Here is a 14,963-nt window from a genome sequence, read left to right as displayed (position 1 = left end):
CGCTCTAGTTGTCGCGGCGGTGGTGGCGGCCGCCATCGCCGGTGGAATCGCCGTTGTCCCCGGCGCTGTCGCCGCCGTCGCGGTCCGGCTGCTCATTGTCGGGCAGCCGGAACCCGCGCTGCTGCGGGGGCTGCGGAGCGGGGCCGTAACTGCTCTCCCCGGGGTGGCGGGCGGGAGCGGACCGGTCGACCGGGTTCACCTCGTCCTGGCCACCCCACAGGTGGTCGGGGCCGTCGGCGCTGGGGGCGCGGCCGCTCCACCGGCCCGTCCTCGGACGCTCCGGGTACTGCGGCGGCTGCGGTGCCGGGCCGTCCTGTCCCTCCTCCTCTTCCTGCCGCAGCGCGCGTTCCTTCTCCTCACGCCGGCGCTCCATACGGGCGCGGCGCGCGGCGGAGAAGAAGTCGTTGCGGGCCGGAGGCTCCTCGCCGCGCTCACGGGCCAGCTCATTGGGGGTCTTCACCGGCTCGCGGTTGTCCCTCGGGTGCCCGGAGTCCTGGTTGTCGAAGATCTCGGTGAACTCCGCCGGCTCCATGTCGTCGAAGATGGCCTCCAGGTCGGGACGCCGCAACGTCTCCTTCTCCAGCAGTTTCTCGGCGAGCCTGTCCAGGTAGTCCCGGTTGTCGCGGAGGATGCTGTAGGCGATCGAGTGGGCCTTCTCGATGAGCATGCGGACCTGCTCGTCGATCGTGGCGGCCACGGCCGGGGAGTAGTCCAGGGAGCCCTGGCCACCGCGTCCGACGAACGGGTCGCCCTGTTCCTCGCCGTACTTCACGGCACCGAGCTGCGGGCTCATGCCGTACTCGGTGACCATCGCGCGGGCGATCTTCGTGGCCTGCTCGATGTCCGCGGACGCACCGGTGGTCGGTGAGCCGAACACCAGCTCCTCGGCGGCACGTCCGCCCATCGCGAAGACCAGGCGGGCGAAGAGCTCGGAGCGGTTGTACATGCCCTTGTCGTCCTCGGGGACGGCCATCGCGTGCCCGCCGGTCTTGCCACGGGCGAGGATGGTGACCTTGTAGACGCGCTCGATGTCCTTGATGCCCCAGGCGGCCAGGGTGTGGCCGCCCTCGTGGTAGGCGGTGACCTTCTTCTCGTGCTCGGAGATGATCTTGCCGCTGCGGCGCGGACCGCCGATCACACGGTCGGTGGCCTCCTCCAGGGCGTCGCCGGTGATCACGTTGCCGTCCACGCGGGCGGTCAGCAGCGCCGCCTCGTTCAGGACGTTGGCCAGGTCCGCGCCGGACATCCCGACCGTGCGCTTGGCCAGGGAGTTCAGGTCAACGTCATCGGCGAAGGGCTTGCCCTTGGAGTGCACGCGCAGGATCTGCTCACGCCCGGCGATGTCCGGGTTGCTGACCGGGATCTGCCGGTCGAAACGGCCCGGGCGCAGCAGTGCGGGGTCCAGGATGTCCGGACGGTTCGTCGCGGCCATGAGGATCACGTTCTCGCGGTCGCTGAAGCCGTCCATCTCGACCAGGAGCTGGTTGAGGGTCTGCTCGCGCTCGTCGTGGCCGCCGCCCATCCCGGCGCCGCGCTGGCGTCCGACAGCGTCGATCTCGTCGACGAAGATGATGCAGGGACTGTTCTCCTTGGCGGTCTTGAACAGGTCGCGCACACGGGAGGCACCGACACCGACGAACATCTCCACGAAGTCGGAGCCGGAGATGGTGTAGAACGGCACACCGGCCTCACCGGCGACAGCGCGGGCCAGCAGCGTCTTACCCGTGCCGGGCGGACCGTAGAGCAGCACGCCGCGGGGGATCTTCGCGCCGAGTTCCTCGTAGCGGTCCGGGTTCTGCAGGAAGTCCCGGATCTCGTCGAGCTCCTCGACGGCCTCGTCGGCACCGGCGACATCGTCGAAGGTGGTCTCCGGGTTGTCGACGTTGAGTTCCTTGGCCTTCGACTTGCCGATGTTGAAGGGCCCTCCGGCACCTCCCCCCTGCATGCGCGTGAGGAAGAACAGCAGCAGCGCACCGATCAGCAGGATCGGCAGCAGCATCACCAGCAGTGAACCGAGCATGCTGTCCTCGGTGACGTTGGTGGTGTACTGGTCGGCGTCGGACGCCTCGACCCGGTCGAAGACCGTGTCCGCGGCCCGTGCCGGGTACTGCGCGATGACCTGGTCGATGCCGTCCTTGCCGTCGACGCTGATCTCATCGCGCAGCTTCATCTGGAGCTGCTGCTCACGGTCGTTGATCTGCACTTCTTCGACGTTGTTGTCGTCGACCTGCTCCAGCGCCACGGACGTGTCGACGTCGTCGTAGCCGCGGGTGGAGTCGGTGAGGACGCCGAAGGCGTAGATCGCTACGAGGACCGCGGCGACGATGGCGGCGATCCTCAGAACCCTCTTCTTGTTCATAGTCCCACTAGCGTATCGCAGGAGCCGACGGCGCGTTTCCCCACCCTGGGGACGCGAATGACGTCAGCTGTACACGCTGGGCCGCAGCGTGCCGACCCAGGGAAGGTCGCGGTACCGCTCGGCGAAGTCCAGTCCGTAGCCGACGACGAAGTCATTGGGGATGTCGAAGCCGATGTCCGTGGCGTCCACCTGCTCCTGCACCGTCTCGGGCTTGCGCAGCAGGGCGATGACCTCCAGGCTCTTCGGCCCACGACCGGAGAGTTCATCCACCAGCCAGGACAGCGTGATGCCGGACTCGATGATGTCCTCGAGGATGATCACGTTGCGTCCGCGGATGTCCCGCTTGAGGTCGAGGTGGATCTCCACGGTGCCCGAGGACTGTGCCTCGTCGCCGTAGGTGGACACCGCCATGAACTCCATCTGGGTGGGCACGTCCATCGCCCGGGCGAAGTCCGCGATGAAGTAGGTCGCCCCCTTCAGGACACAGACCAGGATCGTGTCCTCCTCCTCGCCCCGGTAGCGGTCGCTGGCGGCCTGCGCCATCTCCGCGATGCGGGCGTGGAGGGTCGGTTCGTCGACGAGGATGGCCTCCACGTCGTCGAGGTAGCAGTTGTCGGGTACGTCGGTTCTCTTCGTGATCATCGGTTCTCGACTCCTGCGGTCTGGGCGATTTCCAGCTGACTTCCGGTGTCCGTCCGGCGGCGACGCACCACCAGTCGACGGGTCACCCCCATTGTAGATGCCTGCGCCCGGGCGCTCGCAGCGGCCGGGTAGGGCACCGCCACCGGACCCTGCCCATGCCAGTCGGAGACCAGGGCATCCAGCATCACCAGGTGCGCCGACGTCAGTGGTCCGGCAAGGTCGGCGAGCCACAGTCTCAGGACGCGGCGGCGCAGGGCTGCGGGCTGGTTCTCCACGTCCTCCACCGGCAGGACGCGCCGGTCGTCCCGGACGATCCCGTCGAGCACCTCCTGCGCCATCGCGTGGAGCAGGTCGGCGTCCTGGCGCAGCATCCGGGCCGACCGGGCGAGGTTGCCCGGGCTCCCCTCCCCCAGCACATCGCGGACCAGCGGCAGGAGTTCATGACGCACCCGTGCACGGACGATGTCCGGGGATTCATTGTGCGGGTCGTGCCAGGGTTCCAGACCCAGCTCGGCACAGCTTCCGAGGGTGTCGTCCCTGGTCGCGTGCAACAGGGGCCGTCCCAGCCAGGACGCCCCCGCCGTCACCGCGTGGTGGTCATGGCTGACCTCCCGGAGGCCCGCGAGACTTCCCGTCCCCGAGCCGCGGGCCAGGGCGAGGAGCAGCCCCTCGGCATCGTCGTCCGCGGTGTGCGCCACCAGGACGGGGCGCCCGTGTGCATGCTCCCCGAGTGCTGTGTAGCGGGCGTCACGGGCGGCGGCCTCGCCCCGTCCGGCCACGTTGACCGTGGCGATGACGGAATCCGCGCCGAGCTGCCGACAGATGTCCGCGGCGGTGGCCGCCACGTCCGCTGACCCGTCCTGCAGTCCATGGTCCACGGTGACGGTGGTGACCTCCAGCCCGGCGTGGACGCAGGCGGCGGCCAATGCCAGCGAGTCCCCGCCGCCGGAGACCCCGCAGACCACCGGGTCGCCGGGACTGACCAGGTCCGGGTGGTCGTCCAGGAATCTGCCGAGGCTGCGGCGCACAGCGAGGGTGCGGGGCGTCCTGATCACCGGACTCCCTCCGTCCCCGCCACGCTCGCCGGAAGTTCTACCACTTTTTCACCGGCGCCGGCCACAAAACCCCAGGCCGCGAAGATTCCTGTCACCGAAGAATGGTAGGACTTCCGGGAGTGGCACGGGGGACGCCGCATGACAGGCACCTGCTCCGCCTACTCCGCGGTGCGCAGCGCGGCGGCCAGCCGGTCCAGGGCGGCGCGCCCGGCATCCATGTCGGAACCGTTGGACAGGAAGGAGAAGCTCAACGTGCGCCCAGCCTCGGTGGTGACCGTCCCCGCCAGGGCGTTCACGCCGTCGAGCGTGCCGGTCTTCGCCCGGACCCAGCCCGCACCCTCACCGGAGCCCGAGTCCGCCCCGTAGCGCTCGAACAGGGTTCCGCTGCCGCCCGCGACAGGCAGACCGTCGAGGATGGCACGCAGGTCGTCCCGCGAGGCGGCGGCGTTGATGATGCCGTCGAGGATGCGGGCGGACAGGCGGTTCGCCCCGCTCATCCCGGAATTGTCGCGCAGCACGGCCTTGGACACGTCGATGTCCAGTTCCCCGAGCGCGTCGAGCGTGGCCTTCGTGGCGCCGGCGAAGGTCGGTTCCTCACCGCGGGCCACGGCGACCTCGCGGGCGACCGCTTCCGCGAGCATGTTGTCGCTGTTCAGCAGCATGTCACGGACACGGGTGGTCAGCGGGGCGGAGTACACCGCACCTAAGGGGGCGGAATCCGGGTCATCCTCGCCGACCGGGGCCTCCTCGTTGGTGGTTGTCACCGAAGCGTCCGGGGCCCCGAGCGCCGCGGCCAGGGCGTTACCGGCATCGGAAGCAGGCGACGCGGACCGGGGCGAGTAGTTGTCCGACGGATCGGTCCGCCCGGCATCCACCATCACCGCGGACAGCGGCGCGACATTCCCGGCGGCGATGTCACGCCGGTCCCACGTGCGGTTGAACAGGGACCCGGCGCGCGCGGAGTTGTCCACGATGACCTCGGTGACCTGCTCCTCGCCGAGTGCCTCGCTGACCTGTCCCGCAAGACCCTCAATGTTCGCGGGCGAGGTGAAGAAGCCCGACCCTTCGGAACCCTCCAGGGTCACGTCCCCCTCGCCCTTCAGCACGATCTTGCCGGGCTCGGCCCCGCGGTACACGTGGGTCGGGACGCGTTCGTCCCCGGGCAGGGTCGAGAGCGCGGCCGCTGCCGTGGCGAGTTTCGTGGCCGAGGCGGGGACCATCATCCTGTCGGAGCCTTCGGCCCAGACCTCCTCGCCGGTGGCGATGTCGGTGACGTGCCCCGACAGGGTGCCGAGGGCAGGGTCAGCGGCCGCCTGAGCGAGATCGTCGTCCACCTCGGGGGCGGGGCCGTCGGTGGCGGCGGGCTGCAGGACGGGGGTCGCATCCGGGATCGCGGCGGGATCCTCCACGTCATAGGCGTTCTGGTGGTGGATCACCAGCGCGGTGGCGACGATGGCCGCGACAACAACGAGGAATGCGAGGATGCCGTAGAACCAGCGGCGCGAGGCGGTCGTGCTCATCGGGGCATCAGGGCCTTCCTGTGGTGGATCATGATTTCACCACAGTATCGGACGGGGTGGACACGGTCAGACACCACTGCTCTCCCCTGCCCGTGTGTCGCTTCCAGCCCGTGACTTCAGGATTGCTTCACTCAACCGCCTCGAAAACCTCGCGCTTCGCGTACCTGCGCTGGAACTCCCCCGGCGTCATGCCGGTACGGGTCCTGAAGATCCGCACGAACGAGATGGCGGTGCCGTACCCCACCTGCTCCGCCACCTGACCAACCATCATGTCCGGATTGCGCAGCAACGACCGCGCCCTGGTCAGACGCCGTTCCACAACCCAGTTGCGGTGCGACTGCCCGGTCTGGCGCAGGAACGTCCGGGCCAGGGCGTCCTTCGGCACCCCGAGCAGCGCCGACCAGTCCCCCAGTGACCGGGCGGAGGCTGCGTCATCGTCGAGGACCGGGGCAATGATGCTGTTGCGCTGTGGCAATGAACGCGGCACAGAACAAGGCAACAGCGAGGCCGCCCCGCCGCCGTCCCACGGGTAAGGCCGCATCCTGGTGCTCAACGCCGCCGCCTGGTACAGCAACTCCGCGCAGGACGCTCCGGGCCGTACCGGGCGAACATCATCCCTCGTCAACATGTACGAGGTGGGTAGCCAACCGACGGGGATCAGCACGCCACCGGGGTCGGTGGACACCTCGTGCCACACTCCCGCGGGCAACCACAGAACGTCACCCTGATGCAGGTGCACAACCCCGTCACGCAGCAGCACCGCGGCTGTTCCGCGCGCCATCCACACTGCCATGTGCAGCCGGTTGACCAGCGGGAACATGTGTCCTGCGGAGGTGGTCGGCACGGGAGCCGCATAACCCGGCTCCGGCACGGACGGGACAGCTCCCCGGTACACCGCCGGGCTGGTTCCAGTGCGCCGGCGGAAGGCCCGGGAGAAGGACGCCGCACTGCCGTACCCGGTAGCTGCCGCTACCTCGGCCACACCGCACCCGTCCGCCAGCATCCGCGCACCGGTCGCCAGACGGAGCTCGGTCCGCCAGGCGGCAAACGAGAATCCGGTCTCCTTCGTGAATGTCCTGGTCAGGTTGCGGACACTGGACCCCACCTCTACGGCCCACTGCTCCAGTGACCGTTGGTCGGTCAGATCGTCCGCCAGGCGTCCAGCGACTGTCGACGCCACCCCTGCCACGGGCATCCGGGGAACGCCGACCGCCGAGCGTCCTGAATCAGAGAAGGTGCCCCGCAGGACGTCGAGGATCCCGTGATCCAGTGCGGTGTCCTTCCACGGCGGGGTGACCCAGCGGGAGAAGAGGTGGAGCAGCACGTCCCCTATCTGCGGAGTGACCCGCCTGCGGACCACCCGGACCGGCGCGTCCGGAATGTCGTGTGCGGGCAGCAGCGTGCTGTAGGCCACGGAGCCCTCGGATGTGGCGATCTGGTCGACGCGGACACCCGGCGGGATCCACAGGGCCTCCGATTCCTGCAGGGCACATGCGCTTCCCTGAACCAGGACCCGGGCACGCCCTTTCACCACGTGGAAGATGTGGTGGTCGCTGTGGACGGTGATCGTGCCCAGCCAGCAGGTGGGGAGAAAGTCGATGGCACAGCTCCCAGGGGTGTGTGTGGTCGATGCGGGTTCACCCACCGTCCGGTACGGACATGCGGACAATTAAGCTGACCCTACCCTTTCTCTTTATGTCTATCCATCCCCTGAAGAAGACCCTGGCCCCGTTGGTGGGGCTCGTCCTGGTTGGCGCCACCACCACCGCATGCGGTTCGGACGATGATGGCGCCTCGGGTGCCACGGACAACCTCCCGGCCGGCGAAGGTACCACCGAATACCCTCTCGACCTGGAGACCGAGTACGGAACCACGACCCTGGAGGAACGCCCGGACAGGGTCGTCGCCTACGGCGGGCTGGGCCCTGAACTTGCCCTGTCGCTGGGCATCACCCCGGTGGCCTCGAATGACTGGGAGCAGTTCAGTTCCTTCCTCGCCGACCACGGCGCCGGGGACATCGGGACGATCCTGGAGCCGGTCGACGGCAATGTCCCCGTGGAGGCGATCTCCGCCGAGGAACCGGACCTCATCCTGGTGAACACGACCGAGCAGACCGATGTCGACCAGTTGTCGGAGGTCGCCCCGGTGCTGGCGTACGGCTACTCGTGGGGTCCGGACGGAACGGACTGGCGCGAGCAACTGGAGAAGCTGGGCGAGGCCACCGACCTGGCCGGTGCCGCGGCCGATGTCGAGAAAACCCACGATGAATCCATCGGAGCAATCCGCGAGGACCATCCCGAGTACGCCGACCACACCGCGAACTTCATTTCCGACAGGGGTGGGCAGGTCAACGTGGAGGCTTACGCAGGCTCGCCGGCCGAGGAGTTCTTTGTCCAGCTCGGCTTCCGGCCGTTCGGGAAAGCCGAGGAGTTCAGCGACACCGAGACTGTCAGCGGTGAACGCTTCGCTGAACTGGATGCGGACGTGATCTTCATCTACGACCCGTCCGGCGGGACCCCGACATTGAGCGGGAGCGATGCCTTCCAGAACCTGGACGCGGTGAAGAACGACCTGGCGTTCCCGCTGACACCGTCCGATGATGACCCGTTCCCCGGCACCCTCGCCGTGGGGCTGCGCGACCCCGCTCCCCTGACGGACGTATGGCTCGCGGAGAACATCGAGGAGTTGCTGGGCGACCGGCTGGCCTAGGTACTACTCCGTTGCCGGCGGCCGCCTCATCTGGAAACGATTCTCCTCGGCCAGGGTGAAGTAGTCGGACGGACCGCCACCGCGCAGCACCGGATCGGCCAACGCCGTCTGGTAGATACCGTCGATGAGCAGCTCACGGTCGATGTGGACCCCGACAACCTCGCCGAACACCACACTGGTCTGCATCACGTGACCGGTCTGTGTACGTAGTGGGACGACCTGCGTGGTGCGGCATTCGAACACGACCCGGGACTCCGCCACGTGCGGCACATCAACGATTCGTGACGCCGCGGAAGTCAGCCCCGATACCGCGAACTCATCGACCTCGGCGGCAACCGACGCGGACGTGGCGTTCATCGCCGGTGCCAGCTCCCTTGTCACCAGGTTCCAGCAGAATTCGCCCGTGGTCTCGGCATTCACCAGACTGTCCTTCGGCCCGTTGCTGGAGAACCCGATGATCGGCGGCTTGTAGTTGAACGCGTTGAAGAAGCTGAAGGGTGCCAGGTTCAGGACGCCATCCGCGGACCGGCTGGATATCCAGCCGATGGGCCTCGGCGCGATGATCGCGTTGAACGGTGAATGCGGCAGCCCGGTGCCCTCCCGGGGCTCGTAGAAGTGTGTGCCGTTCCCTGGTCTTCCGGTCATGGTTTCCTCCTTACCATCCGCACCGTGGTGCCCACGTGCCCGGCAAGGGAGTGTTCCTTCTCTTCCCCGTCACGACGGAAACCGTTGCGGCGGTAGAACGCCTCCGCCCGGTCGTTCCCCTCGAGAACCCACAGGTAGGCTGCGGCATCCCCGATCGCGGCATCGCACAACGCCTGCCCCACGCCAGTGCCGTGGACACGGGCCAAAGAATAGATGCCCTCGAGTTCCAGATGTACCGGCGCCGCCTCATCGCGCCCTTCACCTCTGGATGCCCAGGCAACGATTCCGGAACCATCCTCGGCGACCAGGACATCCTTCCCGTCCCTGATTATCTCCGCCCACCGTCCAGCGCGCTCATCCTCATCCATATCGTCCAGGGCACCCTCCGGCAGCATCGGTCCGTAAGTCTCCTTCCACGCGGTCACGTGCACCTGCGAGATACCCGGCGCGTCCGACCCCACTGCCGACCGGACCGTGAACTCCCTGCCACTCATGTCCATCACACTACGTGCGTCAGCGGGATGATCACCCAAAACTCTGCGGAACGTCCACCCCGGAACGTAACGTCGACCCCATGAGCTCCCAGTTGATCACCACGTCCCGCACCATCAACGCCGATCCCGCCGCAGTCTGGGCTGTCCTCTCCGACCTGGCGACCATGGGCGAGCGCAGCCCCCAGTGCAAGAAGATGTGGGTCCTCGGCGGCGCCCCCGGCAAGGGCACCACCACCGTGAACCTCAACAAGCGCGGTGTGCTGGCCTGGCCGACAACCTCCAAGATCACCCAGTGGACCCCCAATGAGCTGCTCGAATGGCGTGTCCCGGTCAACAGCTCCATCTGGCGCTACGAGCTCGCCGACAACGGCGACGGCACCACCAACGTCACCGAGTCCCGCATCGTCCACGGCGACACCACCGCCCTGTCCCGCGGCCTGGTCGCCGCGTTCCTGGGTGGCAACGAGACCTTCGAATCCGAGCTGGAGCAGGGAATGGCACAGACACTCGCCACCATTGCTGGCGAAGTGGAGTAGCTGACAGGGTAAACTGTGCGGCCATGAGCATCGAAGTCACCATCGAAATCCCCAAGGGTTCCCGCAACAAGTACGAGGTCGACCACAAGACCGGCAAGGTCTACCTCGATCGTTACCTTTTCACCCCGATGGCCTACCCGGCCGACTACGGCTTCATCGACGAGACCCTCGGTGAGGACGGCGACCCGTTGGACGCCCTGGTGATCCTGCCGGAGTCCGTGTTCCCGGGCGTCATCGTCGAGGCCCGCCCGGTCGGCGTGTTCAAGATGACCGACGAGGCCGGCGGCGACGACAAGCTGCTCTGCGTCGTCGACGACGTGCGCTACGAGAAGTTCCAGGACATCGACGACGTCGCACAGGACGTCAAGGACGAGATCGAGCACTTCTTCGTCCACTACAAGGACCTGGAGCCGAACAAGGAAGTCAACGGTTCCGGCTGGGGCGACAAGGCCGAGGCCGAGAGGATCCTCGCCGAGGCCGTGGACCGCCACAAGTAGGGGATCCCCTCACCAGTGGCTCTGATACGTCAGGGCCGCTTTCCACAACTCCAGCGCACGAGCGGGGTGTCCAGTAAGGTGCTGGACACTCCGCTTTCGTCATTCTCCCCCATCTCCAAGGAGACCCGCCGTGCGTCCCTCACATTCGCGCCGCCCAGCCCGTCGTCGCCGCCCGCTCGGCGCGATCGTCGCGATCGTCGCGATCGCCGCCCTCGCCCTGCCCCTGACCCTCACGACCGCCGCCGCGCAGGACCTCAGTTCCGGCAGTTCAGCCACGTCCGGTTCCTCCGGCAACGGCTCGGCCAACCTCCCGGGCTCCTCGGCGGTCAACCCGTCGAACCCGTACTCCGGGGACACGACGGACAACCTCGTCGCTTTCGGGGACTCCTTCACCGCGAACTCGCACTCGGTGGCGAACAACATCGAGTCCTCCGCCGAGGGCTACCCCACCCAGGACGGTTGCCTGGTCGCACCGGACGCCTGGCCCGGCCTCCTCGCCGAGGACTCGGAGACACCGGTGCAGAACTGGGCGTGCACCAACTCCGGCACCGCGCACATGCTCAACCGCGTAGGCCGGGCGATCGACGCCGGCGACGTGAACAACTCCTCCACCGTGGTGCTGTCCTCCGGCATGAACGACAAGCAGCGCGGCGTGTCGGACAGCGAGGTCATCAGTAATCTCGTCGCGAGCATCGGGAAGATCCAGGACGCGGCCCCCCAGGCCGAGATCATTGTACTGGGACGCCTGGCCTCCACGAATCCGGACGGGAGACTGTGCAGCGTGAACGTGATCCCGAACCTGCCACTCGGCGTGGTGAACGAGTCGACGGCCGCGGCCGAGGAGGCCACCCAGGACAACCAGCGCACGGCGGCCTCACGGACCGGTGTGGACTTCGTCGACATCCGGGAGAAGACCAGGGAGAACAACTCCACGTGCGGACGCGACGGCGAGCGCTACGTGGCCGGCGCGTTCGATGTGACGACGCCGCAGTTCAACATGCAGTCCCACCCGTCGCGGGCAGGCAGCGAGTTCCTCGCGGCGGAGGTTGCCGGTCGACTCTGATTACGACTCGTCCCCACCCTCGCACCCTCGTCCTTTGTGACTCTTTATGAGTTGGGCAAGTCATAAAGAGTCATAGGGCTCGGACTTCCACCGTCCCACATCATCTCGGGTGAACAGGCGTAGCCCTCCCTCATCAGCGAGCCACACGGAGTCACGGTCATCGACCTGGACATGTGCACGCCACCCGCACGGCTGACTGAACTCCACGTCCAACGTCCCGGGCTCCAGCACTGTCATCCGTAACCCCTCACAATTGCCCGTCGTGCCGTCAGCGCTCCGGACATCGGCGGACACCGCGATGTAGATACCCGCGGTCTGCACTGTTCTGTGCCCATCGCCTACCGTGTCCGGCGGCGCAGCCTCACGAACAACCTGCAGGTCAGAGTCCAGATAACGTACAACATCGTCCTGCCACGTCATCACATGTCCGCCTGCCGAAAGAAGGCGGGCACGACGACTGGAGTCACTGATTTTCTCCTCGTACAGCCAGTTCGACTCGCCGCTTTCATCGACCCTCCCGAGTCGCTGGACACCTCTGGCCACTGGGATACCGACAGATGTCCCGGGAAGCGTCCATGTCCACTCCTCCATTTCCCCGAAATCGCTGATCACCCAACCACCACCCCAGTCGTCTGGAACGGTGACGGCGTTGTCAGCACTGGACACGGCATCCGGCACCGGAATCTCCGTCACAGTATGGTCCGTCGATCCGGCTCCATCCGTGGCAATGCCAACCCGAAAATCCCGCTTCCCGGTGCGAACCCTAACCCCGTCCCCGTCCGGCATGATGATGCGCTGACGGAACCTGCCTGCCTCGCTCATCTTCAGCGGAAGCGCGAGTGAACTCGTCACACCGGTTTCCAACTCCGTGCGCCAGATCATCGGCAACAACGGGTCCGCACGCCACAGCATCCGGCGCCTCCCGTTGCCGGTGACGGCGAAACCGCTGAACCAGGACGGCGTATGCTCAGTCGGCTCCGGACGCTCCGCATCGTCGAGATCCATGGTGAATCCGATCCAATTTACGGTGAAATGGTCAACATAGGGAAACGGCAACCGCACCTTACCGACATCGGTCTCATGTCCTTCGCCGACCATCCGAATCCTGGAGACGGTGCCGCGGGTCGGCGGCAGCGGTTGGTAGCCCATGATGTCCCCGTCGTGGTGCAGACTTCCGCGCACATGAACATTTCCGGTGACAGGACGGTTAGCCTCCCACAGGGCAGACCAACCGTCGCCGCGCAGAATCGTCCTCCACCGAAACTCATCTCCCCGCCTGCTGCCACGTTCAACCTGCCAGCAGGTTCCCTCCGCCTCCTCCGCCCAGGCATCGAGGGTCACGACCTCAGCACCGTAGTGGTCACCATCGCCGTCCTCGGTGAACTGAAGCACCAGGTCGACGGTGTCCCCGAGAGTGGGCTGCGGGCCACTGCTGTCCTCGATCATCCAGGTATCTACCTGCACCGGAAGGACGCGATGCTCGGCCGGTGGGGCCTGCGGTTCCGGGACTTCCAGGCGGTTCAGCTCGACGTGGAACAACGCTTCCGCACGGTCCGTGCCCCAGGGACGGGCTGGAACCGTGTCACCGGTCCAGGAGAACTCATCGTCATCGAGGTCGTCCGGGAACTCCAGGGCGACAAGCTCGCCGGACTCTCCCCGGCTGGATACCGCGAGCAGAACCCCGGTGGAGGCGTCCACGGTGACCCTTGTGTCCTGCCTCGTGAGAAGCCACGCGGCGCGTCCTTCGTACTCGACAGACGTGATCTTTCCCACTGTGTACCGCGGATCAAGAATGTCGTGCCGGTCCGGGTCAATGCGCTCGAGGAACTCCGGGACACAGCACTGGAAATCCAACCGGCCGTCGGTGATGTCGGCCATCCCGTCTTCCACGGCCACGACCGAACGATCGCCGTCAGCACGAAACAGTGGGGTCCCGTCTGCACCGGTTAAGGCGCAGCGGTCTTTGCCGCGGACGATCCAGTAGTCCCCGGCCGGCAACCGGAGGACCTCCTGTCGCTCACCTTCCGGAGCAGAGAGGAGCAGGTTCCGGGGTTCGTCGTTCAAGCGGAGCATCGCCCGGACTGGTACGTCATTGCCGCGGGCTGCCAGATCCTGCAATTCAGCGTAGGTCGGCACCGGCGGCACCTCAGTGTGTCCTGCCATGGTGACGACGGTACGCGGCGAGCATCACGCGGGGCGCAACTCCGTCGAGTTGTCCCCGTGATCGCCCCCGCCGATCCACACGCGCGCCGATTGGGATATTCTCATACATGCCCCCTGGGGCACCTTCGCGACACCAACTCACGCACGCAGCAGACCCACCGCTAGAGACAACCTCACACGCGCAAGGAATGTCTCCGAACACCCCATCACCCCCTTTTCCAAGGAGATTTCTGCCGTGCGCCGGTCCCATTGTGCTTTCATGCCCACGCTCGCCGCTTCACTCGCCCTTGCGGCAGTGTTGACCGTGTCCCCTGCTGCCGCCACCGACTTGCCTGAGAGTTCAGCGTCCGGTTCCGGGAGCTCATCCGGTTCCACGTCCGGCACGATCGGTTCAGCCGGCATCCCTGCGCTGGATGCCCTGTTCCCCAGGACGAACCCCTACTCGTCCGAGACCGACAACAACCTGGTGACCTTCGGAGACTCCTTCACCGCGAACTCACACTGGCTGATCAACAAATACCCACTGCTCGGCTTCGCCTACCCCAAACAGGCCGGCTGCTTCATCGCCCCGGATGCCTGGCCGGCCCTCGCTGGCGCGGAGATCGGCAAGCCCGTCCAGAACTGGGCCTGCAACGCCCACACCTCCGGCCAGATGCTCGAACGCATTGACAGGGCCATCGCCGCGGACCACATCAACAACACGTCGACGGTGGTCCTCGCCGCGGGAATGAACGACAAGCGCCGCAACGTGGCGGATGCGACAGTCCAGGCGAACCTCGTCGCCGGTGTCGAGAAGGTCCGCACAGTGGCACCGGAGGCGGAGATCCTCCTGCTCGGCCGACTGTCCACCACGAACAACAATGAGGTCTACTGCAACCGCAACATCATCCCCAACCTCCCCTTCGGGGAAACGGACGCCACCACCGCCCGCTACGAGCGCGCGACCCAGGCCAACCACCAGGCTGCCGCCGACACCACCAAGGTCCGGTTCATCGATATCCGTGAAATGACCGTCGCCAAGAACTCCACCTGCGGGCTCGACGCGGACCGGTACGTATCCGGCCACTGGGACCTCACCACGCCAGCCTTCAACATGACCGCCCACCCGTCCATCGCGGGGAGCCGGTTCCTCGCCGAGCAGATCGTCGCTGCGTTCGGCACCGACGGAGCTGAGGCCCTCCTCGATGTCATCGAGGACCTCGACCTCGACGATGAACCGACGCTCAGTGACGTCACCGACGAACTGGACGAGGTGCTGGAGGACCGGGGCTGAGCCCTAG

General features: G+C 66.8%; 13 protein-coding genes. 5 read left to right on the top strand and 8 right to left on the bottom strand.

Annotation, left to right across the window (positions count from 1 at the left end; all coding sequences use genetic code 11):
- Positions 1-4: 4 nt before the first annotated feature.
- From ftsH to ACTIL2_RS10395, 5 genes are all read right to left on the bottom strand, one after another.
- A complete protein-coding gene (gene ftsH / locus ACTIL2_RS10415; RefSeq protein ID WP_442337403.1) occupies positions 5-2,359 on the bottom strand; it encodes an ATP-dependent zinc metalloprotease FtsH in 2,355 nt (784 codons plus the stop codon).
- 63 nt (positions 2,360-2,422) lie between these two features.
- Positions 2,423-3,001 (bottom strand): hypoxanthine phosphoribosyltransferase, encoded by a 579-nt coding sequence (gene hpt / locus ACTIL2_RS10410; RefSeq protein WP_442337402.1) that lies wholly within the window; start codon positions 2,999-3,001, stop codon positions 2,423-2,425.
- A complete protein-coding gene (tilS, locus tag ACTIL2_RS10405; RefSeq protein ID WP_442337401.1) occupies positions 2,998-4,056 on the bottom strand; it encodes a tRNA lysidine(34) synthetase TilS in 1,059 nt (352 codons plus the stop codon). The genes hpt and tilS overlap by 4 nt, the downstream gene beginning before the upstream one ends.
- Positions 4,057-4,214: 158 nt before the next feature.
- Positions 4,215-5,576 carry a D-alanyl-D-alanine carboxypeptidase/D-alanyl-D-alanine endopeptidase gene (gene dacB / locus ACTIL2_RS10400; protein ID WP_442337400.1) on the bottom strand — a complete coding sequence of 454 codons (1,362 nt, stop codon included), beginning with the start codon at positions 5,574-5,576 and terminating at the stop codon, positions 4,215-4,217.
- 127 nt (positions 5,577-5,703) lie between these two features.
- Positions 5,704-7,221 (bottom strand): helix-turn-helix domain-containing protein, encoded by a 1,518-nt coding sequence (locus ACTIL2_RS10395; protein WP_442337399.1) that lies wholly within the window; start codon positions 7,219-7,221, stop codon positions 5,704-5,706.
- 50 nt (positions 7,222-7,271) lie between these two features.
- Between ACTIL2_RS10395 and ACTIL2_RS10390 the strand changes: the two genes are divergently transcribed.
- Entirely contained in the window at positions 7,272-8,285 is a 1,014-nt protein-coding gene (locus tag ACTIL2_RS10390) for an ABC transporter substrate-binding protein (RefSeq protein ID WP_442337398.1), read from the top strand.
- Positions 8,286-8,288: 3 nt separating this feature from the next.
- Here ACTIL2_RS10390 and ACTIL2_RS10385 read toward each other — a convergent pair whose 3' ends face one another.
- Together ACTIL2_RS10385 and ACTIL2_RS10380 are read right to left on the bottom strand one after the other, a co-directional pair.
- Complete coding sequence (locus ACTIL2_RS10385; RefSeq protein WP_442337397.1) at positions 8,289-8,930, bottom strand: flavin reductase family protein; 642 nt, start codon at positions 8,928-8,930, stop codon at positions 8,289-8,291.
- Positions 8,927-9,424 carry a GNAT family N-acetyltransferase gene (locus ACTIL2_RS10380; RefSeq protein WP_442337396.1) on the bottom strand — a complete coding sequence of 166 codons (498 nt, stop codon included), beginning with the start codon at positions 9,422-9,424 and terminating at the stop codon, positions 8,927-8,929. Before ACTIL2_RS10380 ends, ACTIL2_RS10385 begins: the two co-directional genes overlap by 4 nt.
- An 80-nt stretch (positions 9,425-9,504) precedes the next feature.
- Between ACTIL2_RS10380 and ACTIL2_RS10375 the strand changes: the two genes are divergently transcribed.
- The 3 genes from ACTIL2_RS10375 to ACTIL2_RS10365 all read left to right on the top strand — a co-directional run bounded on the left by ACTIL2_RS10375 (position 9,505) and on the right by ACTIL2_RS10365 (position 11,520).
- Complete coding sequence (locus ACTIL2_RS10375; protein WP_442337395.1) at positions 9,505-9,960, top strand: SRPBCC family protein; 456 nt, start codon at positions 9,505-9,507, stop codon at positions 9,958-9,960.
- 23 nt (positions 9,961-9,983) lie between these two features.
- Positions 9,984-10,457, top strand: a complete 474-nt coding sequence (locus tag ACTIL2_RS10370) for an inorganic diphosphatase (protein ID WP_442337394.1) — start codon at positions 9,984-9,986, stop codon at positions 10,455-10,457.
- A gap of 130 nt (positions 10,458-10,587) precedes the next feature.
- Positions 10,588-11,520: an SGNH/GDSL hydrolase family protein gene (locus tag ACTIL2_RS10365; RefSeq protein ID WP_442337393.1), complete on the top strand. Its 933-nt coding sequence runs from the start codon at positions 10,588-10,590 to the stop codon at positions 11,518-11,520.
- A 60-nt stretch (positions 11,521-11,580) separates the two neighbouring features.
- Here ACTIL2_RS10365 and ACTIL2_RS10360 read toward each other — a convergent pair whose 3' ends face one another.
- Positions 11,581-13,683: a hypothetical protein gene (locus tag ACTIL2_RS10360; protein ID WP_442337392.1), complete on the bottom strand. Its 2,103-nt coding sequence runs from the start codon at positions 13,681-13,683 to the stop codon at positions 11,581-11,583.
- A 259-nt stretch (positions 13,684-13,942) separates the two neighbouring features.
- On the opposite strand from ACTIL2_RS10360, the gene ACTIL2_RS10355 reads away from it, so the two are divergent.
- Positions 13,943-14,956 (top strand): SGNH/GDSL hydrolase family protein, encoded by a 1,014-nt coding sequence (locus ACTIL2_RS10355; protein ID WP_442337391.1) that lies wholly within the window; start codon positions 13,943-13,945, stop codon positions 14,954-14,956.
- Positions 14,957-14,963 lie beyond the last annotated feature (7 nt).

This window comes from Corynebacterium sp. (assembly GCF_052107835.1).
Taxonomy (GTDB): domain Bacteria; phylum Actinomycetota; class Actinomycetes; order Mycobacteriales; family Mycobacteriaceae; genus Corynebacterium.
This window is presented reverse-complemented; position numbering and strand designations above follow the sequence as displayed.